The sequence below is a fragment of the bacterium (Candidatus Blackallbacteria) CG13_big_fil_rev_8_21_14_2_50_49_14 genome (assembly GCA_002783405.1).
Taxonomy (GTDB): domain Bacteria; phylum Cyanobacteriota; class Sericytochromatia; order UBA7694; family UBA7694.
Map to the genome: position 1 here is coordinate 1 of PFGG01000057.1, position 19,560 is coordinate 19,560.

The 19,560-nt window shown below is 48.7% G+C and carries 16 protein-coding genes; 8 read left to right on the forward strand and 8 right to left on the reverse strand.

What is annotated here, in order from left to right:
• The first annotated feature begins 306 nt into the window (after window positions 1-306).
• Both COW20_13840 and COW20_13845 read left to right on the forward strand, forming a co-directional pair.
• Complete coding sequence (locus COW20_13840) at window positions 307-1,794, forward strand: type VII secretion protein (GenBank protein PIW47008.1); 1,488 nt, start codon at window positions 307-309, stop codon at window positions 1,792-1,794.
• 12 nt (window positions 1,795-1,806) lie between these two features.
• Window positions 1,807-2,067, forward strand: a complete 261-nt coding sequence (locus COW20_13845; GenBank protein PIW47009.1) for a hypothetical protein — start codon at window positions 1,807-1,809, stop codon at window positions 2,065-2,067.
• 2 nt (window positions 2,068-2,069) lie between these two features.
• Here COW20_13845 and COW20_13850 read toward each other — a convergent pair whose 3' ends face one another.
• The gene (locus COW20_13850) at window positions 2,070-3,047 is read right to left on the reverse strand and encodes a hypothetical protein (protein PIW47010.1); all 978 of its coding nucleotides are present in this window, start codon (window positions 3,045-3,047) and stop codon (window positions 2,070-2,072) included.
• 198 nt (window positions 3,048-3,245) lie between these two features.
• Between COW20_13850 and COW20_13855 the strand changes: the two genes are divergently transcribed.
• The 3 genes from COW20_13855 (at window position 3,246) to grxC (ending at window position 4,579) form a co-directional block, all read left to right on the forward strand.
• Window positions 3,246-3,908, forward strand: coding sequence for a hypothetical protein (locus COW20_13855; GenBank protein PIW47011.1), 663 nt, complete (start codon window positions 3,246-3,248; stop codon window positions 3,906-3,908).
• Between the two features lie 85 nt (window positions 3,909-3,993).
• On the forward strand, window positions 3,994-4,320 hold the full coding sequence (locus COW20_13860) for a hypothetical protein (protein PIW47012.1): 327 nt from the start codon (window positions 3,994-3,996) through the stop codon (window positions 4,318-4,320).
• Window positions 4,310-4,579, forward strand: a complete 270-nt coding sequence (gene grxC / locus COW20_13865) for a glutaredoxin 3 (GenBank protein PIW47013.1) — start codon at window positions 4,310-4,312, stop codon at window positions 4,577-4,579. Before COW20_13860 ends, grxC begins: the two co-directional genes overlap by 11 nt.
• Window positions 4,580-4,582: 3 nt before the next feature.
• On the opposite strand, the gene COW20_13870 is transcribed toward grxC, so the two are convergent.
• The 3 genes from COW20_13870 to COW20_13880 all read right to left on the reverse strand — a co-directional run bounded on the left by COW20_13870 (window position 4,583) and on the right by COW20_13880 (window position 9,146).
• Complete coding sequence (locus COW20_13870) at window positions 4,583-7,168, reverse strand: hypothetical protein (protein ID PIW47014.1); 2,586 nt, start codon at window positions 7,166-7,168, stop codon at window positions 4,583-4,585.
• Between the two features lie 159 nt (window positions 7,169-7,327).
• Window positions 7,328-8,212: a hypothetical protein gene (locus COW20_13875; protein ID PIW47015.1), complete on the reverse strand. Its 885-nt coding sequence runs from the start codon at window positions 8,210-8,212 to the stop codon at window positions 7,328-7,330.
• Window positions 8,213-8,234: 22 nt separating this feature from the next.
• A complete protein-coding gene (locus tag COW20_13880) occupies window positions 8,235-9,146 on the reverse strand; it encodes a metallophosphoesterase (GenBank protein PIW47016.1) in 912 nt (303 codons plus the stop codon).
• A 122-nt stretch (window positions 9,147-9,268) separates the two neighbouring features.
• On the opposite strand from COW20_13880, the gene COW20_13885 reads away from it, so the two are divergent.
• Genes COW20_13885 through COW20_13895 form a run of 3 tightly spaced genes read left to right on the forward strand, consistent with a single transcriptional unit; the run spans window position 9,269 to window position 12,541 of the window.
• Window positions 9,269-10,621 carry a hypothetical protein gene (locus COW20_13885; protein ID PIW47017.1) on the forward strand — a complete coding sequence of 451 codons (1,353 nt, stop codon included), beginning with the start codon at window positions 9,269-9,271 and terminating at the stop codon, window positions 10,619-10,621.
• A complete protein-coding gene (locus tag COW20_13890; GenBank protein ID PIW47018.1) occupies window positions 10,618-11,334 on the forward strand; it encodes a macrolide ABC transporter ATP-binding protein in 717 nt (238 codons plus the stop codon). Before COW20_13885 ends, COW20_13890 begins: the two co-directional genes overlap by 4 nt.
• On the forward strand, window positions 11,315-12,541 hold the full coding sequence (locus COW20_13895) for a multidrug ABC transporter substrate-binding protein (GenBank protein ID PIW47019.1): 1,227 nt from the start codon (window positions 11,315-11,317) through the stop codon (window positions 12,539-12,541). Before COW20_13890 ends, COW20_13895 begins: the two co-directional genes overlap by 20 nt.
• 27 nt (window positions 12,542-12,568) lie before the next feature.
• On the opposite strand, the gene COW20_13900 is transcribed toward COW20_13895, so the two are convergent.
• The 4 genes from COW20_13900 to fliF form a co-directional block, all read right to left on the reverse strand.
• A complete protein-coding gene (locus tag COW20_13900) occupies window positions 12,569-14,350 on the reverse strand; it encodes a hypothetical protein (protein ID PIW47020.1) in 1,782 nt (593 codons plus the stop codon).
• Between the two features lie 4 nt (window positions 14,351-14,354).
• Window positions 14,355-15,194 carry an ABC transporter permease gene (locus COW20_13905; protein ID PIW47021.1) on the reverse strand — a complete coding sequence of 280 codons (840 nt, stop codon included), beginning with the start codon at window positions 15,192-15,194 and terminating at the stop codon, window positions 14,355-14,357.
• A 143-nt stretch (window positions 15,195-15,337) separates the two neighbouring features.
• Window positions 15,338-17,425, reverse strand: a complete 2,088-nt coding sequence (flhA, locus tag COW20_13910) for a flagellar biosynthesis protein FlhA (GenBank protein ID PIW47022.1) — start codon at window positions 17,423-17,425, stop codon at window positions 15,338-15,340.
• A 184-nt stretch (window positions 17,426-17,609) separates the two neighbouring features.
• A complete protein-coding gene (fliF, locus tag COW20_13915) occupies window positions 17,610-19,538 on the reverse strand; it encodes a flagellar M-ring protein FliF (protein ID PIW47023.1) in 1,929 nt (642 codons plus the stop codon).
• Window positions 19,539-19,560: the final 22 nt, after the last annotated feature.

Consider the following 19,560-nt stretch of genomic DNA (forward strand, 5'->3'; position numbering starts at 1 on the left):
CCTTCTTGGACTTCCGACCGGGACTTACACCCGGCCCTGCGTGACGCTTTGTTTAAGCTCACTCGGAGTTCGTAATATTCATATTAAATTAAGCTGTGTTTAATGTCAAGTTATCTCAAGATTAATTTCAACATATTTTTGTCAAAAACTCCCCCACGATAGAGCACAAGCGTCGGGTCAGAAAAACTTCAAAAGAAAACTCTCAGATCCCAGGATCGATAAGCCTTTGACAGAGATGATTTCAAGCAGTAAAGAGACGCAATTCATGATAAGATACAACCACCCCTGAGACTTGAGGAAACGGCATTGCGCAACCGTCTGACCGACGCAGAAAGACAGATTATCGACTCCTTTGACGATATCGCCGCCACGATACTCGTACTGCAAAGAGATGGTTTTACCTGCCGTGCTCCCGAAAATCTGATGGACAATTTTGTACGCCATATCACTCTCTTTTTTGGTGGCATTATCTGGGCCAATGGAGAATTGCATCCTCAGGAACTCGCGTTTTTCAACCATGTGGTGCGCCACAATTTCAGCGCTGACGAGTTTACACAACGTTACCAACGCTTTCTCAAAGGGCGCAGTGCTGAAGAGTGGATGGACTGGATTCCAGAATATTTAGATACTTTGTTGGCTTTTGACCGCATGCGCAATGCCAACATGACCCACAAACTTTTACGTACCCTCGAAGATCTGGGGCTCCTGTTTATACGCATGGATGGCATTCAACACCCTGAACAGGTGAGTTTCGCTGAAAGCCATATTGCACAGTTGGCAAACTATCTTGAGCACCATTCAGAGCAGCAGCCAGAAAAAGCAAAAGATCCCCCACTCAGCTCAAGCCCCCTCAAACCCTTGGCTCCTTTGCCTGCGCTCGAAAAAAAAATCCCCCTCAAATATGGCCCCTCCTCTGGACGCGCTCAAGAAAAATCCGCAGTCCCATCTCAACCCCAGGCCAGTTATGCCGAACTCTTAAAAGAAATCGATCTTTTGATTGGTTTAGAGGGTGTAAAAGAGGAAGTCCGCAATCTCACCAATTTGATTCGTATCAGCGAAATGCGCCGCCAGCAAGAGCTGCCTGTACCCAGTGTTTCTTTACATTTGGTTTTTACGGGCAACCCTGGTACAGGAAAAACCACACTGGCACGTAAACTCTCTGCCATTTACCAAAGTTTGGGCATCTTGAGTAAAGGGCATTTGGTCGAAGTTGACCGCTCTGGACTGGTAGCAGGCTATATGGGGCAAACGGCGCTCAAAACCCAAGAGGTGATCAAGAGTGCCTTGGGGGGCATGCTTTTTATTGATGAAGCCTATGCCCTGGCAGGCGAACAGGGTGGAGATTTTGGTCAGGAAGCCATCGATATCCTGCTCAAAGCCATGGAAGATCACCGCGAAGAATTGGTGGTGATCGTCGCTGGCTATGCCGAGCCCATGAAACGCTTTATTCACTCCAACCCCGGATTACAGTCACGTTTTAAGCGAATTTTGCATTTCGAAGACTATGCCCCTGCCGAACTGCTTGCGATTTTCGATAAAATGCTGGAAGATATTCATCTCAAAACCGATAACTCTGCACGGGAATTATTGGGAAAAGCATTTGAACGTCTGCACCAACGCAGGGGGAATAATTTTGGAAATGGGCGCACGGTAAGGAATATTTTTGAGCATGCACTGACTTTTCAAGCCAATCGTTTGGCTTTACTTGAAGAACCCAGTCGCGAAGATCTGATGTACCTGGATATTCGCGATATTCTGGCAGGTTTTAAATCTGTCATCACACATATCTCATAAGGAAACACAAACATGAACTCAGACAATTTGAAGCACGCAGTACAAGCTTTACGGGAAGAAATCGCTCAGTTGGATCCCAGTCAGGAAAGCCATCGTGAACGGCTTGAAAATCTGCTTTGCGATCTCGAAAAACAAATTTCGGGTGAAACAGAAACGCAAGGCCAAACCCTTTCAGGCCTCAATCAATTGGTCACCCATTTTGAAAGCGAACATCCCAAACTCACCGATATTTTGAACCGGATTTCTGTCCTGCTGAGCAATATGGGCATCTGAGACTACCAAAGAACGTCCTGATACTCAGCAATTCCACGAAGCTTCTCAATAATCAGGATTTTCTGGCCGGTGGTGATCCGGCCAGAATACGTCCCATAGACTTGGCGGAAATCACTGCTGACCAATCCCAGACGGGTTTGGTCCCAAAGCGCACACCAGGGTTGAAATTCAAGTTGCACCTTGCCACATCGGGTGCGAATCTGCCAGTTCTGATCGGGGACTTGGCCCTCAATCACGCCTTCTTCGAGCGGGATCTGCAGATCATTCACCCAGAGCAGACATTCGCAGGCTCCATTAAAACCTTCCACCAAATTCAAACTGACCCGTTCTCCCGTCAGGCTTAAGCCACTGAGACTGGCCCAAGACCAGCGCGTCGAACGGGGTAAAAAACCATCGGTCAGGTCTGTAGCCACCCAAGCGTGTGCGGTTTTCCATTCTCGGTTTTGAAACCGGATTCGAACCTGTGCAGAATGCCGCATGGTTTTCATGGTCAGATTGGCACTGCCACCCGACAAAAGATTGGCGGCAACCAAAGGAGCCTGTTCGGGACGCTGGGCCTGCCCTGAAATGCTCAGATTTTTCCCCTCTACCTGAAAATTCAGGAGCCCCTCTTCAAACCATTGAATTCTGGAACGCAGACCCGGCCCATGAAACTTTGCTGTGCGTACCTGCTCTTGTGTGGAATGTAAAACAGGTGAGAGCCCCGGCAAAGCCAACGCTTCACGATAAAAAACAGGTGTTTTTTGCTCGGCTTCTACAAAGAAAACAAACGACTTGGCCAGATATCCCAGATCTACGATCGCCATTCCCAAGATCCAGTCTTCCCCATCGACCCAAAGATAGCCCCAACGTTTATGGTGGAGAAAACGCCAAAGCGCGGTTCGCGACCAAGGCAGGGTATAGGCACGCAAAAGCCCCTTATGCTGCAAAGGAAACTCAGCCGTGCGTAAGTCGAGATGCGCAGGAGTCGGTAAAAGCATCGTCTGCTCCCTTCAACTGGGAATAAGCAAGTATATCGAGATTTATCCACAATGCCCATGCTAAAATGGGGAACGGAGAAATTAAAATGGGAACTTCTCAGACTTTTGTTCCGTCGTTTTACCTACCCTCATTTTGCAACCCGGTTTTGAATCAGGAGGATCCAGCCCCCTCTCAACAGGGCGCTCGAAACAAACATCATGATAAAAAAAAGTTTTTTACTCAGCTCCATGGCGCTGCTTCTTTTCAGTGCCTGCGATATTGAACCCCCTGCGATTGTGAATATTGACCTTCCCTCGGGCAGTAAAGGTGGTTTTTCAACCTCCAGCCTGAGACTGCCTGCCCGCATTTTAGAAAAAAACACCTCTGTGCGTCTGGCCAAAATTCAAGCCCGGCGTTTTGAAATTGAACCGGCCATGATCCTGGGTGTGATTACCCAGGAATCCGGCTTCAATGCCAATGCCGTGAGCTGGGCCGGTGCCCAAGGCTTGATGCAACTGATGCCAGGAACGGTTGAGCATATTCGCAAAAACAGCCCTGTTCAGATTTCTTCGGCCTTCAACCCCGTCGACAATATGGCTGCAGGCAGTTGGTATTTGCGCTCTCTTTATGATCAATTTCGTGCTTACCCAGAAAGCCAACGCTGGCAATTTGCACTGGCCTCTTATAATGGCGGGCAAGGCCGGGTCACCCAGGCCATTCAAAAAGCCGCTTTCAAACACAAGAAATCCAGACAACAGGTGAATTGGAACGATATCAAGAACTATCTGCCCAGTGAAACGCGTAATTATGTGCCTGCGGTCATGCAGCATGCTCGCTATTATCGCCAGAATCTAAAATCCAGTCGTATCCATAAAATCTGAGTCGCTTGGGAAGACTTGCCTTCTGGCTTGAGACAGATGTTATAATTTTGCCATGAATTCACGATCCCCACAGGAACAAGCGGGTATGATTCCCGGCCCCCTTGCAGAAAGCGATTATCAGCGTTTACAGGACTATCTGGCGCAAACCATGCGCCAGGAACTCTGGCAAATTTCCCGTCAACGCATGATTTATCTTGCCATGTCAGGCTTCAGTCTGATGTTGTTTGCTGTGATTCTTTTCGTCAATGCCCAACGCTATCAAAATCGCATGCTGTGGGTCATTGGCTTTTGTCTGGTGATATTCAGCCTGGTTGAGTTCCTTGAACTCGACGCCCTGCATTCAGGGAAAAGTATCCTTCAATCCCTAGCCCCCCAATCCCAACCGATGGAGAAAGACAAACATGGCCGCTAAAGTCGAAGTTTATTCTACCACCTATTGCCCTTATTGCCGTGCCGCAGAACGCTTATTGACAACAAAAGGCATTGAATTCACCCTGCATGATGTCACCCATGATCCAGATAAACGGCACTGGCTGGTGGAAGCCACAGGCATGACGACCGTGCCCCAAGTTTTTATCAATGACCAGCCTGTGGGGGGATTTACGGATCTTCAGGCCTTGGATCGCCGTGGTCAACTGGATCCGCTTTTACAGGCCGATCCAGCGGCCTGAAATTCAAGGACGCATTCCTTCCGTCGTCTGTGGAATCAAGACCGATATTTCTTTGCTAACACGTGAAAGGCTCCCCTTGAGCACTTGTTCAAGACGCTCTGTCTGCCTTAAATCCAGAGCCTTTAGCTGCCGGGTATGATACTCAAGACGCCGCAAAGCTTTCTGGTAGTTTTGTGCCGAAAGCGCATGTTCAAATTGGGCATTTTGTATTTCCTGACGCAATTGCGCTTTGAGCTCACCTTCGAACTTAGACAGTTGTGCTAACCATTCCGAGGCCAATTTACCTGCCGTTTCACTTTCCATATGCGGGGTTTTCGCCAGCTGCATCTCTATGGCTTGGGCTTTGGCAATCAACTCCTGGGTATCTTTTTCAAGACCAGAATCAGCGTTCAGCTTCGACAACAAATCAGTACTTTGCCGAGACAAAGCCTTGGTGCGCTCAATTTCCGCAAAAACAGCCGCCAACTCCTGTTCAGCCAGAGCAGTGATGCTCAAACCCAAATCCAATTCACGGTGCCCCTGCAAAAGCAGATTCTCTACCATTTCTTTTTCTTCAGAAGATAAAGCCGCCCAAGCTGCTGGATTATTTCTTAAGGCAAGCAGCGCGGGAATCCCCTGCGCTTTAAAAGTTTCAAGATTTTGTTTATACGTGTCCAAAAGGGATTTCAAATCCTTGGCCTGTTCATCCAATCGCTCGGCTTGTCGCTCGGCTTTCTGCTGCAATTCTTTTAACTGAGAAGCACTCTCCTGAAAACGTGACTGCGAATGGTCGACCTTTTGTTTTAATGCATCAAGCCACTGAGAGACCTGCTGAAGTACTTTATCAGAAGAAACCGTACGGCCTTGAAATTGAAGCTGAACCTGACCAGCCTTGCGTTCTAAAGAAGCTCCCCATTGCGACAAAACGGCATTGGCTTTGTTCAATTGCTCTGAAGTTAAAGCGTTCAGTCCCGCAAGTCCTTGCTGATTCAAGATCTGAAAAACAAACGCTAAACTTTCCAGATTGTCTTGTGCCTGTTCAAATTCAGTGCCCGTTTGTGAGACCACCAGCTGAGCCTGAACAATTTGCGTATTGGTCTCTGCCAGGGCTTCCCTTTCGCGACGCAAATCAGCCGTATTGCTTTCTATTTGCCCACGCATATCCTTTAAAGACTCCAGTGCTCTGAACTGTTCAATAATCACCGGCTGCTTGGTCTGCATGGCAAGTTCAGAGGTCGTGGCGCCCGCCAGACGCGTTGTTAGCATATGCTGGGCGATCTTTGCAAACAGGGCCAAATTTTGAGCTTGTAAAATGTTTTTATTGGCAAGATTATAGGCCTTTCCATCGCGAACAAAAATACCCACTTTTTCAAGTACCGCTTGCCCTTCCTGTTTGAGGGCCCCTCCCCGCTGAAGCGTCTGAAGCGCTTGGATCAGTGCATTGCTCTGCTGCTCATCTGAGCCCAAAATCTGAGCGAGAATATAATTGTTTTTCGCTGTGAGATCTATCTGATTCAAAGGCTGATGGCGTAAAACCTGTTGTACCAGTTTGCGTACATCTTCGCCTTCTTGATCCAGTAACCGTAAGAAACCTTCTAAGCCCTGATCAAACTGCATGCCTTCAGGATCAGCAACCCCAGCCTTTAAGACCAGTTCATTGACATTGAATTTATTTTCAAGCGCCTGGTGTTCAAGTTGATGACGTGCCAGCACTTCTTCACGGGCCGTTTCAATGGGTGCTACAAGTTCAGATTTTCCAGACTTGAGATCAAGCAGTTGATCTGTGGCAAGCGCAGGAGCATCCAAAATCGCACGTGAAGTCACTTCAATTTTTTTGATCAAAGCATTTTCTTGCATACTGACAACGGCCTTGCCCAAATCACCAGCCATTTCCTCTAAATGGATCATGCTCTGCAAACTCATTGCACCCAGGCCCATGGCTTCAGCTATTTTTTTCTGTTCTGAGGGCAAAGCCGCAATCATCTGTTCACGCTCAAGCGCAAATTCTTGGGGAGAAAGAAAACCCATGGAACTCTGGAGTGTCAGGATACCTATATTTCTCCGTAAAGCGTCCACAGCATCTGCCTGCTGCATAAAATTCTGGCGCAAAACCTTATCTGCAGCAGCCATTGCCTCTGGTGCAGCCTGTTCGGTTTCAACCAAATCGCACAAATGTCCATGTAAGGTCTCCATCAAAATATCTAAATTTTGAGGGTCCAACTGATTCAAGCCCAAGGATTGGGCCAAATGCTGATTTTCAACAGACAAGCCCTGAATAAAAGAGGCTAAAACCTGGGCTTTCTGCTCTGAAGAAAGAAGTTTGGGATCCAATTTTTGAAGCGAAAAAAATAAATCCCGCAGATTTTCAAAAGAACTTTGCTGCAAGGCACCACTCAAGGTTTCTGGAGTATAGATTTCAGTTTGAATCAATTCTGCCTGGCTGGCAGAGCCCTGGCTGAGCGCAGGGGCTTTAAACTGATCCCCCAATTGCAGGGAAGCTTCTTTTGACGGTTTTGTTTGATCTGCATTCGCTGCTTTGGGCTTTATATCAGACTTAGAAAGAGGAGAAACCATGCCTGCCGGTTGAAGATTGATAAAGCTGGAATCCATAAACAGAGTTAAACCTTTCAAGTTAAAAATTTCATCAAACTGAATTTTTGAGTTCTTTCAAGTTTTTATTTACCCAAGCCCCTCAAAAAAAACACAGGTTATCTTCCACTTTAAGCAAAAGATAACCTATTTTTTAGTTTCTAAAGAAAAGAAACGGACTCAGTCCCAGGGAGGAGCGTTTTCATCGCCAGCAGGGCCTGGTTCACCCAATTCCTGAAGCATTTGCAGGGTTTCATGAATCTCTTTCAGGCGGTTCTGACATAAGACCATGAATTTTTTGAGCACATCCTCCTCATGTTCCAAAGCTTCACGCGAGACTTCGCCAGTGCTTTGCGCTGCATCTTGCAGCAATTGTCCATAGAGCTGATAAAGACTGTCCGGCAGCCATTGCAAAGGAGGAAGTTCTGGCTTGGCCTCAAGGGTTTCAAAACGCAGGGTATCCAGCACATTGTCGAGCTGAGCAGCAGGAATCCGACCCGCACTTAAAGAGCGGCGCTCTTCCATTTCATGCTCATAGCAAGAGTGAGAACTGCCCGTGCCATAAAAATGGCCGTCAATCTCCATGACATTGTCAACCCAACGACTGCAGCGTTCACAGCGACTTTTGCCTGCGCGTTTGATTTCCTGCGAGGCCTGTTTCAGTTCACGCAGATTCATCTGGTCAATCGATTTTGTCTGACCTTTGATATTTGCCCCCACTTCCATCAGTCGGGAACGATCCGCAGGGGGCAATTTCAGCAATTCCAGCATTTTAGAAAGCCCCAGGGCCGCTTGCTTGCTAAAAGCAGGGTCTTCCGCGATCGACATAAAGCGCTCGGCATCGGCAGGCGCAATGTCTATCCGGGAGTCATGTAAAAATGCCGCAAAGGAAGTAAAACCATTTTCACGGTAAAGCTTGCGGGCCTTGACGGTGGTCAAGGCCTGCCCAATGGTCAGGAAATTTCCCGCAATATTCTGCCGGGCTTCCACAATCGTATCAATCAGGGCATTTAAAGCGCCTGAATCAGGGGGTAAAGGTTCTGTTTCAATAGTTTGTATTTGCATGGTTTATTTTACCATGCACAGCTCATGTATCAGGTTTTTGAGGTTCCGGATTACGTAAAAGCGAGGCGCGGTGTTCCACCTGCCCTTGGGTATTTAGAAATTCAAAGTACAACCTGCGGGGGCTGATTTCAAACCAGGCAAAGCCCAAACTGGCGCGCGAAAAAAGTGAATCGGCCCCAGGATTCGAGGCTCTCAAACCCGCTCCGGTACCAATCACAAGATACTCTGTCCCACACCGCGCCTTGAGATGCTCTTTGTTGTGCTCATGTCCTGAGAGATAAAACTGAGCCTGCCCACAAAAACTGTCAAGCAAAGTTTTGAGGGCTGGGCTCTGGGTATTGTGATAAAAGCCATTCGTATAACGGGGGTGGTGACCAAACACGATTTTCCAGGGTGTTTTCACCTCTTTTAAACGCGCTTGAAAATAGGCAAGTTGTTTCGCATCCGGCTGATTGGTATCCAGTGCAAAAAAGCTGACAGGGCCAGCTTGAAAATCATAATAACGCAGGGGCAAATACCATTTTTTACTTTTTTGCGTATAGGCCAGTTGAGCTTCTACACTGCCACGGTAATCATGGTTGCCCAATACCATATAAAAGCGAAAGGGCAGCTCAGCATAGGGTTTTTCAAACTTGCTCTGAAACTGCGCGTCATTCACGCTGCGTACGCCATCATTGTAAATATTATCCCCCAGCGTCAAGGCAAAATCGCAGCCTGAAAGTTTACACTTTTTTTGAATCGCCTGCGCCACCTGGTATTGGGTCAGACTGCCTGTCCCCATATCCCCAAAAGCGACAAAGCGAACCGTATCATCTGAGGTGTTTTCTATTTTCAAGGGTTCGGTCGGTTTGTCGTCAAGGGTTTCCCCTTTCGCAAAAGCACAGGCCCCCAAGATCAAAAGGCTCAAAAGAGAAAGAAATCTTTGCTTATTCATAGGCCCCCATTATAACATTGCGCTATCCGGCATGAATCCTCACCTTCAAGGCTGCATTCATGATAAAATTCTTTAGAATATAAAATATTCATTTAATAAAATATAATAAAGTTTATATACCCATGATGTCAGAATCAACAACGGACTCACCTTCGGAAAACCTCACCCCCATTCCACCGACTGTTTCTCCCAAACCGAAGCGTCGTCTGCACTGGTTCTGGATCGCATCAGGTATTTTGCTGCTTTTGATCGTAAGTGGGGTCGGTTATGCCCAATACCGAAAGGCCCATCAAATCTGGCCAACTCTTGTTGTCAAGCGCAGGGATCTCAAAGAAAGCATTGATGTCAGCGGTGCTGTATTTTCAGAAAGAGACGTGGTGCTGAAAGCCGCGATCAGCGCGCAGGTTCTGGGGCGATTGGTTGCTGAAAATCAAAGGGTCTCGTCAGGAACAGCTTTGCTCAACCTGGATACATCAACCTATCATTTACAATTGGCACAGGCCCAAACCAATACCCAAACCTCCCAAGCCCAATCCCACACTGAACTGGGAAGCGCAGAAAAATCGCTGAGCGATGCCCTGAAACGCAAACAGCTCAATCTGCAAAACCTTGAAAATCAACTGACAAAAGCAAAACAAAATATCAACTTTCAAGAATCGGAATATCTGCGTCAGATCCATCTAACAGAAGCAGGGGTCACTCCTCCCCAACGCCTGGAGCAACAGAAACAGACCCTGGATCAGGCCCGCCTGGACCTCAAAACGGCGGAGAACAATTTAAAAACGGCCCAACGCGATCAAACAGAGATTACCACGGCACGTAACCGCATTGCACAGGCCAGAACCGCCCTTGAAAACGCCAAACGCCAAGGTGAAGCTTCTGTTCAACTGGCCCGTGACACCCTCCATAAGGGAGCCATCAACGCGCCTTTTTCGGGTACAGTGGCCCGCTGGCAAGTCAATCGCGGAGATTATGTCACCCCAGGAACACCCGTGGCGCGCTTTCTGGATACCCGAGATCTGCGCCTGCTCTTAAACGTCAATGAATTGGATTTGCCCAAGGTCAGAATTGGCGCAGAAGTTGAGATCACCTTTGATGCCTATCCTGAAACCCCCTATCCGGGAAAAGTCGTGTGGATCAGCGAATCCAGCATTACCGACAGCGATAATGTTCAGGTCTTTCCGGTAAAAATCTGGTTTGATAACGCAGACCATAAAATCAGGCCCGGCATGAGCGCTGACGCTAAAATTTCAGCGGCTGAGCGCAAAAATGTACTGGCGATTCCAATTATTCATATCCGCAAAAAAGATGGGCACTATTATGTCGACCGTTTACACACTGGCAAACCCCAAGAAACAGAAATTAAACTGGGAATTTCCACCCTCGATCAAGTCGAAGTCATCAGCGGTTTGGAAACGGGCGACCAAATCGTTGCAGAAGCCACGCCAGCTCCAGGAACCAAAGGCAAACCATGAGCGCCCCAGTTATTCATACCCACCTGTTGAATAAAATCTACAAGGGGGCTGTGGAATTTCATGCCCTGCATGACATCAATCTGACGATTATGTCAGGTGAAATGATCGCCATTATGGGAGCCAGCGGCTCTGGAAAATCGACCCTGATGAATATTATTGGCTGTCTGGATCGCTTGAGCAGCGGCGAGTATTGGCTGAGAGGCCGTTCCATTTCAGAATACAACGACAATGAACTGGCCTTTATCCGCAACCGTGAAATTGGCTTTGTTTTTCAGAACTTTAATCTCCTGCCGCGCTATTCAGCCCGAAAAAATGTCGAATTGCCCCTGCTCTACAGTGCCGTTTCCAACCGGGAACGCGAACAACGGGCAATCGCAGCACTGGAGAGAGTGGGGCTGGGCAGCAAACTTAGCAACCGCCCCAATGAGCTGTCTGGAGGGCAAAAACAAAGAGTGGCCATCGCCCGAGCCCTGGTCAATCGACCGGCCATGATCATGGCCGATGAACCCACCGGAGCTCTCGATTCCCGCACAGGAGTTGAAATTATGCGTCTGTTTCAAGAGCTTAATCGAGATGGCATGACCCTGATCATTGTCACCCATGAAGCCGATATCGCTGGCTATTGCCAACGCGTGATCCGCATGCAAGATGGCAGAATTATTGAAGACACGGCCCAAACTCAAATCCAGGTAGATGCACAAGATGCTGACTAAATACTTTTCAATGGCCTTTGAGGCGCTGGTGCTCAATAAAGTGCGCTCTTTCCTCACTACTTTGGGAATGGTGATTGGGGTTTTCTCTGTGATTGTCATGATCGGCTTGGGACAGTCTTCGCAGGCCAATATCACCAACCAGATCAAGGGGCTGGGGGCCGGCGTTCTGATTATTACGCCGGGCAACCCCAAAACCCAATCCTTTGGCCCTCCGGGGGTCAATACCGCCAAAACCCTGACCCTGGATGACGCCACCAGTCTGGAAGCCTTGCCAGGCCTGCTCTACGTTTCTCCCAATGTCTTTATTCAGGCCATGCTCAAATTTGAGCGCAACAATGTGCCTGCTTCTGTACTGGGTTCCAACCCCAATATCGTTCAGGCCAGAGGTTTCAAAATCAGCTCGGGAAGGTTTTTTTCTGAACAGGAAGCACGGGTCGGCTCCCCTGTCATTGTGATTGGTTATAAACTTGCACGGGATCTGTTTAAAAATACCCTGGCAGAGCCACTGGGCTCCAAAGTGCGGATTGAAAATGCCCGTTACCGAATTATTGGCATTTTACAGGAACAGGGTTCAGGACTGTTTGGCTCCGTAGACGATCAGGCCTTTATGCCCACCAAAACCTTTCAACAGACGATCAAATCTGGCCGGGGCTTAAACTCCATCCTGCTCAAGGTTCAAGGTGAAGAACTTTTGCCTCTGGTTGAAGAGCGCACCAAAACCCTGCTGCGTTACCGCCATGCCATCCGAGCCGATGAAGAAGACGATTTTAAAGTACAAACCCAAGCCGAGCTGCTCTCCACCGTTCAAGTGGTTACTCAAGTGTTTACCTTTCTGTTGGCGGGTATTGCTGCCATTTCACTGATTGTGGGGGGCATCGGCATTATGAATATTATGTTGGTCTCAGTCACTGAACGAACGCGTGAAATTGGGGTGCGCAAAGCTGTGGGAGCCACCCGCCGGGATATTCTGATTCAGTTTCTGATTGAATCAGGCACCATTTCACTGGCTGGCGGTACGATCGGCATTCTGCTTGGCCTCTTGGTAACCCGAATCGCTACCCAGGCCATGAAACTGCCCTTCGTACTCTCTGAAGTGGCGATTATCGGGGCTTTTATCTTTTCAGCCGGAGTGGGCATGTTTTTCGGCATTTACCCAGCCAATAAGGCTTCGCGACTCGATCCTGTCGATGCCTTGCGTTACGAATAGCAGAACTTTAAACCAGACTGGTCGCTCCTAATTCAAAAGCTGATACCATTGCCATTGTCCTGGCAATTCAGCCAGATCGGGATCCCGGCTGAAACTTTGACGGCAAAAGCAAGCAAAAATAGAGGGTTCTTGAAAACGATGAGAGCCAGTACGGGCCAAATAAGCACAAAGTTGAAGATAACCTGTTTTTTGCAGGGCAATCAGTAAAAAAACAAAGAAATCAGCCTCCCAGGGCAGGCCCCATTGTAAAGCAACAAAAAAATAACGAATCAGCTCAAACCAGTTTTCAGCTTGATACGCGGCTGCAATCAAAGCCCGAAGAGTCGAGAGCATGTCAGATTCAGACAGTTTTAAAAGCCTGAATAAACGGGCTTGGATCGTTTCCAAGGCCGGATGGGGTCTTAATTTTAGCAATTGCTTGAGATAGGCCAACGCAAGCCAAGCATCCTGCTCTGCCAAGGCGCATTCCAAGAGCCCTTCCAGTGTCAAACGCAGAAACAAAGACAAATCCGTGCGCAGGGCCGGCAAACCAGGCTCAAAAAAAGAACCCAGAATAGGTTTGGCGCGCACAATTTGATCATTTTTGCTCAAGCCCCAACCGGCAAGCGCACGGCCTTCAGCCCAAAGATTCCACTCAGCATAGTTAAGCGCTGTCTGGGCAAGAGCAGGGATTTCCTGCTGTAAATACAGGCATTTGAGCAGATAAAAAAGGGCCAAACTGGGCGGAGCCAGACTCCAGGTCGCAGAAACAGGAATCTTAGAAATGCCAGCCACAGAAGGGGGCAAAGCTTTTTCCAACCAGTCTCTTGCCTCAGGCAATGCAGGCGGAACCGTTTGCTCCAATAAAACATGCGCCTTTTGGAACCAAAGATAGGGCGTTTGATACTCCGGCAGGGCCAAGGCCCGATCCAAGAGCAGATTGCGCAAGGGTTTCTGATGCTTTTCAACCTGCGCACTCAGATTGCCTGAATGCTCAAGAATCACCTGGGGCAAATAGATTTGATGCAGATACCAAGGAAACGAAAAGCGGTGAAGCTGCTCATGCAAGAGGCCATGAAAACGCAAATCAGGATGCGCGCGAAAAAGCCGCCCCACTTGAACCCAAAAGCTGTTTTCAGCCTGATCACGCAGGTGTTTCTGCTGAAAAACAAATAAATTCCAACCCATCACCCCAAAAGCGAGAAGCTTTCTTAAACAGCTCGAACCCTCCGGCTCCAGCCGTTCATCGGCATCTAAAACCAAAATCCAGTCCCCCTGGGCTGCCCTCAAGGAGAGATTGCGGGCCAAGGAAAAATCATCCTGCCAAACAGTCTGCAAAACTTTGACCTGGGGCGAAAAAGCAGCAGCCAAAGCCAGGGTCTGATCCTGAGAGCCTGTATCCACCACGATGATTTCATCGGCCAAATCCGCGATACTCTCGAGCGCAGTCACCAGGGTATCCTCTGCATTGCGCACGATCATGCAGACACTTAGCCGCATAGGTGTTTGAGGGGCCAACCAGGAACACAACCAGTCTGGCGCGTCGGTTTCTATGGGCTGAGCACTGGGCTCAATCGGCAAAAACCGTTGGGGAAACAGGAGATGGCCCAAGACTCTGAGGCGCTCAGCCAAAACAGGCCAGCCCAACCCCATCAAGGCGATGTGCAGTGAGATCAAAGGTTCTGGGGCAAGCAGGGTTTCCAACTGAAATCGGCACAATGCCAAAGCGCTTAGATAATCATGTGCGATCAGCACCTGCTTTAGCGAACGTTCACGTTCGTGATAGCCAGGTAAATTTTCGGGAATAGGTGAAGAGCGCGGTCGCAACAAAGGCTTAGCCCTTGACGCCTCCGGCAGTCAAACCAGAAATTAAAAAGCGCTGAGCCACCAAAAAGACGACCAAAACCGGAATCGTGACAATAATCGCACCAGCCGCCATTAAGTGCCAGGCGGTATTGAACTCGAAGACATAGGTGCGCAAGCCCACCGGCAAAGTATAGTGATTCTCACCAGTCATAAAGGTGAGTGCAAACATAAACTCATTCCAGGCCGTAATAAAAGAGAAAAATCCCGTAACGGCCAAGCCGGGCAAAGACAAGGGCAAAATGATCCGCACAAAGGTCCCAAAGGCTGTCATGCCATCGATCATGGCGGCTTCTTCCAAAGACATGGGAATCGCATCAAAGAAACCCTTCAGCATCCAGACACAGAAGGGCAGTGAAAGCGTGGAATAGGCAATAATTAAGCCAGAAAAGGTATTGAGCAGCCCCAAGTCTTTCATAATATTGTAAAGCGGCACAATCAAAATCGCTCCCGGAAACATCTGGGCCACCAGAAACGCAAAGAGAACCGTTTTTTTGCCCCAGAATTCAAAGCGGGAAACCGAATAGGCAGTGGTAGCCGCCAGAATGATCCCAATGACAGTCGTCAACAAGGCAATCATGACGCTGTTAAACATCCATTGCCAAAACAGACCGCCCTGTAAGACCTGTTGGTAATTTTCCAAGGTCACCGTTTTAGGAAAAACCGTGACCTGAGGGCTTAAGACCTCTGCAGCAGGCTTGAGTGAGGTTGAAAAAATCCAAAAAACAGGAAAAATCGCAATCAGAGCAGCCACAACCAGCACAAAATAGCTGAACCAGGAGGGTTTGCCAAGGCTTGGATTTTGTTCCATTGGAATCCTGCTTTCATGAGTCTTTCAGGGATTCATTATAGTACAGAAAACGATGAGACCCAAGCTGGGATCCAGACTTCAGCAAAACTTTCTCAAAAAACAAGCCCCCTGGAAGTTCTTTCCAGGGGGCTTTTGCTTGGGAATTAGCTTCCGAAACTGATCGTAACGGCACCAATCGATTGGATTTTAATTTTGGGCGCAATCTCGTTATAAGAGAGCACAGTCAACATCGGGAAGTTACGTTCTGTCAGTTTTTTCACATGGGGGCGAATCTGAGGATTGCACAAAACCACCGGATTGTGTCCGGCATTGGTCGCGGCCTGAACTTCATTCGCCAGCTTGGCAAGGATCTGCTGGCTGACCTGGGGGTTCAGAGCCAAAACTGCACCCTGCGCGGTTTGCTGAATACTTTCCTGAACAGCCTGTTCAACTTTGGGATCCAGAGTGATGACGGGAATAATATTCTGCTCATTTGACAGATTGTTACAGATCTGGCGAGAGAGCGACTGACGGGCCAATTCTGACAAGGTATCGGGATCCTGGTTGATCTTGGCGAAGTCGGTCAACTTTTCAAGAATGGTGGCCAAATCGCGAATAGAAACACGTTCACGAATCAGGTTCTGCAAAACTTTCTGAACCCCGCCCAGAGAGAGCAAATCGGGAATCAATTCCTTGACCACCACAGGATGCTTTTCTTTGACTTTGTTGATCATGACCTGGACTTCCTGACGGCTCAGGATTTCATGGGCAAAGGTCTTCACAATTTCAGCCACATGCGTAATCAACACATTGGTAGGATCGGTGACCATATAGCCCAACTGAGCAGCGCGTTGCGCTTCGTAACCAGCCACCCAAACAGCGGGGGTTCCGAAAGCGGGATCCTTGGTGGGGAAGCCAACGAGTTCTTGAGAGACATCGGTATCGGGCTGCTGAATCGCGAGCATATAACCCATAAGGATTTCGCCACGGGCAACTTCGATACCTTTGACCTTGATGGAGTATTCGTTGGGACGCAGATTGAGATTGTCTTTGAATTGAATACCAGGCATGACGAAGCCCAGCTCCATGGCGATCTGAACACGCATGGGAACCACGCGGTCGAGCAAGTCGCCGCCCTGTGAAGGGTCGACCAGAGGAATAAGGTCGAGACCCATTTCGAGGGCCAGGGGGTGAACTTCCATAACCTGAAGCACGTTTTCGGGCTTTTTGACTTCCTGTTCGGGAATCGCTGAATCTTCTTCTTCTTCCACCACCATCTGTGCTTTTTTGACAGATTTGCGGTAGACCACAAAAGCGACAACCACCAAAGTAATCGACAAGGCGATAAAGAAGTGGGTGGGCATACCCGGAATAAAACCAAAGCCAAAGATAAAGACAGCGCCCATCGCCAACGATTTATAAGAGGCGAACAACTGGGTCTTCAAGTCAAAGGCCAAATTGCTTTCAGAGATTGCACGGGTGGTCACGAAACCAGCTGAAATAGAGATCAAGAAACCTGGGATAATGGCCACCAGGCCATCCCCAATCGAGAGCGTGGTATAACGGGCCGCAGCTTCGGTCAGCTCCATGCCTTTTTGCAGAACCCCAATCGCAAAACCGCCCAGAATATTGACGATGGTAATAATGATACCTGCGATGGCGTCCCCACGAACGAACTTATTCGCACCGTCCATCGTCCCGAAAAAGTTAGAGCCCTTTTCAAGATCTTTACGGCGTTTTTTAGCTTCTTCAGCGTCAATCAAACCAGCGTTGAAATCAGCGTCAATACTCATCTGTTTACCAGGCATCGCGTCCAAGGTAAAACGAGCGGCAACTTCCGCAACACGCTTGGCACCTTCTGTAATAACGATGAACTGAATAATCATCAGAATCAGGAAGACAACAATCCCAACCACATAATTGCCACCAATTACGAATTGGGCGAAGGTTTCTACTACTTTTCCTGCGTCTGCATTGAGCAGAATGGAACGGGAAGTGGCAACGTTAAGCGAGAGTCGGAACAAGGTTGTAACCAGCAAAAGCTGAGGGAAGACAGCAAATTCAAGTGGATCAATAATATTCAAGGCTGTCAAAAGAATCAGAATAGAGGCGGAAAGGTTGATAACCAGAAAAAGGTCAATCAAGCCTGTCGGCAGGGGAATCATCAGGATTGCAACAACGAGAATCGCCAGCGATGCTAACGAAATATCCGCTATTATCGAACGGCCTTTATCTTGACTTACTGCTGCCATCGGCTCAAACTCTTAACCTTTTTCAGACATAATTTTGTTTCGGAGGAACTCAATTTAAGTATTTTACCAGATTTGAAAGGCGCAAACTGTGAGATTTAACAATTCGTTAACGCCAAGAATGCGTTTTTTTGTGGTCTCAGAATGAGTGGGGCCCGAAGGCCCCACCCACAGAGAGAACTTAGAATCAGGAGACGCCGGAAGACATCGCTGCCAGACGTTTCTTGAGAGACTGGCTGACCATCTTCTGGGTCATCGGTGGCAGTACGGGGTTCTGAGAGAGGCGACTGCGCACTTCGTTCTGGATTTCGGGGTTCAGCAGATTGATAACATCTTCTGCCTGTCCGGGATCCAATTGGGCCAGTACCGCAACCAGGGTTGGCAGGCGCTCAGTGGAGAGCAACTGCGCCACGGTCTGAGGCGTTACACCTTGGAGGAATCCAAAGGGGTTGTCAGGCGTTGGCGGCATAATCGGCGCACGGCTTACTTCCTGTGCCTGCTGGGCGGGCATGGGAGGCATTCCAGGGGCGGCGGGCAAGCCAGGGACACCTTCAGCTCCGGGAAGTCCGGGCATACCAGGCATACCGGGAGGGGGAGCGCCAGGGATGGCTGCGTACTGAGGAACGCCAGCGGCAAACTGTTCGGCTGCAGCGGCTTTCTTCTTGCCAAGCAAGGCACCACCGATACCGGCACCGATCACGAGACCGCCGAGACCGATCAGGATAAAGACCCACATCGGTGTCTTTTCACGGGCTTTTTCCATTTCAGCTTTCAGCTTGTCATAGACCGTGGTATCGAATTTGACCTGACGGACATAGATTTGGTCTTTGGCAGTTTCATCATAATTCACAGCCTTTTTGACCATTTCTTCAACGTCTTCACGGGTAATGGGCGGTGGGCCACCTTCAGCGGCTTCTTCACCTTCTGCCACTACCGGCAGCTCAAACTGAACAGAGATCGATTTGCGCAGGATTTCGCCTGACTGTTTCGAGAGCAGCTCTTCAATATTATTGTAGTTATAGCTGACCTGAGAATTGGTACGGTTGGTGGTATCTTGTTTAATTTCAGGATTGACAGGAGCTCCACTTGCCGGAGTTCCACCAGGTCTATTTCCATCTGAACCAGCGGAACCTTGGGTGGAACCAGAAGGCGTAGTCGCAGAGGTTTCACCCACAGTACGCTCAGCCACCTTGGTCAGCACATCCTGTCCATTGGCATCTTTCATAACCACGGGCTCATGTTTACGGGCACGGGTCTGAACACGATCAAAATTGGGAACGACTTCAGCTGTAGCTTTGACCTTGCCAGGCCCCAAGACCTGCTCAAGCATCAAAATGACTTTGTTTTCAAGCTGCTGTTCCATTTGGCGTTTGATACGCAGTTGTTCCTGCAGTTGTTTGTTGAGCTTCTTGCCAGAATCTTCGCCATACAGGCCTTCCTGACCTTCAGCCAAAACCTGACCGGCATTATCTACCACGGTCACATTGCCGGGTTTCAGGCCAGGGGTGGCACTGGCGATCAAATGGGTAATGGCCTGAACATATTCAGGCTTAAAACCACCGGCGCCATCAAATTCCAAAAGCACAGACGCAGTGGTGGGCAATTGTTCTTCAGAGAAGAGAGAAGCCTCAGGGACCACAATATTAACACGGGCGTCTTTGATACCTTCAAAACGGCCGACCAAACGGGACAAATGTCCATCACGGGCGCGTTGCAGAGCCACACGTTTTTCAAAGTCGGTGCTGATAAAGCTCTGTTTATCAAAGATTTCATATCCGACCACGCCACTTCCAGGCATGTTCTTTTGGGCCAATTTAACCAAAGCATCTTCAGCTTTGTCTTTGGGAACCCGTACAGAGGTTCCATTGTCGGCCAGTTTTACAGGAATCCGGTATTCAGTTTCCAGATAGTCCTTGGCATTTCCTGCCTCGGCCATGGGCAAATTGCGGTAAATGGTTCTGAAACCATCATCCTTTTCTTCACCATTGCCACGCATAAACAAGAAGGCCAGCAACCCAACTACCAGGACAGCAGCGCCGATCAGTACGCCAATACGTACATTCGGCGGCAAATTGCCCAGGAAGCCCCCTCCTACGGCTTGATCATCAACGGCCATTCTAAATTCTCCCTTCTCAGAT

Excerpts from the sequence above, each read along its gene's own strand:
- fliF (PIW47023.1), bottom strand. The coding sequence starts at position 19,538 with ATGGCCGTTGATGATCAAGCCGTAGGAGGGGGCTTCCTGGGCAATTTG.
- COW20_13855 (PIW47011.1), top strand. The coding sequence starts at position 3,246 with ATGATAAAAAAAAGTTTTTTACTCAGCTCCATGGCGCTGCTTCTTTTC.
- COW20_13845 (PIW47009.1), top strand. The coding sequence starts at position 1,807 with ATGAACTCAGACAATTTGAAGCACGCAGTACAAGCTTTACGGGAAGAA.
- flhA (PIW47022.1), bottom strand. The coding sequence starts at position 17,425 with ATGGCAGCAGTAAGTCAAGATAAAGGCCGTTCGATAATAGCGGATATT.
- COW20_13885 (PIW47017.1), top strand. The coding sequence starts at position 9,269 with ATGATGTCAGAATCAACAACGGACTCACCTTCGGAAAACCTCACCCCC.
- grxC (PIW47013.1), top strand. The coding sequence starts at position 4,310 with ATGGCCGCTAAAGTCGAAGTTTATTCTACCACCTATTGCCCTTATTGC.
- COW20_13870 (PIW47014.1), bottom strand. The coding sequence starts at position 7,168 with ATGGATTCCAGCTTTATCAATCTTCAACCGGCAGGCATGGTTTCTCCT.
- COW20_13880 (PIW47016.1), bottom strand. The coding sequence starts at position 9,146 with ATGAATAAGCAAAGATTTCTTTCTCTTTTGAGCCTTTTGATCTTGGGG.
- COW20_13890 (PIW47018.1), top strand. The coding sequence starts at position 10,618 with ATGAGCGCCCCAGTTATTCATACCCACCTGTTGAATAAAATCTACAAG.
- COW20_13860 (PIW47012.1), top strand. The coding sequence starts at position 3,994 with ATGATTCCCGGCCCCCTTGCAGAAAGCGATTATCAGCGTTTACAGGAC.
- COW20_13875 (PIW47015.1), bottom strand. The coding sequence starts at position 8,212 with ATGCAAATACAAACTATTGAAACAGAACCTTTACCCCCTGATTCAGGC.
- COW20_13850 (PIW47010.1), bottom strand. The coding sequence starts at position 3,047 with ATGCTTTTACCGACTCCTGCGCATCTCGACTTACGCACGGCTGAGTTT.
- COW20_13905 (PIW47021.1), bottom strand. The coding sequence starts at position 15,194 with ATGGAACAAAATCCAAGCCTTGGCAAACCCTCCTGGTTCAGCTATTTT.
- COW20_13895 (PIW47019.1), top strand. The coding sequence starts at position 11,315 with ATGCACAAGATGCTGACTAAATACTTTTCAATGGCCTTTGAGGCGCTG.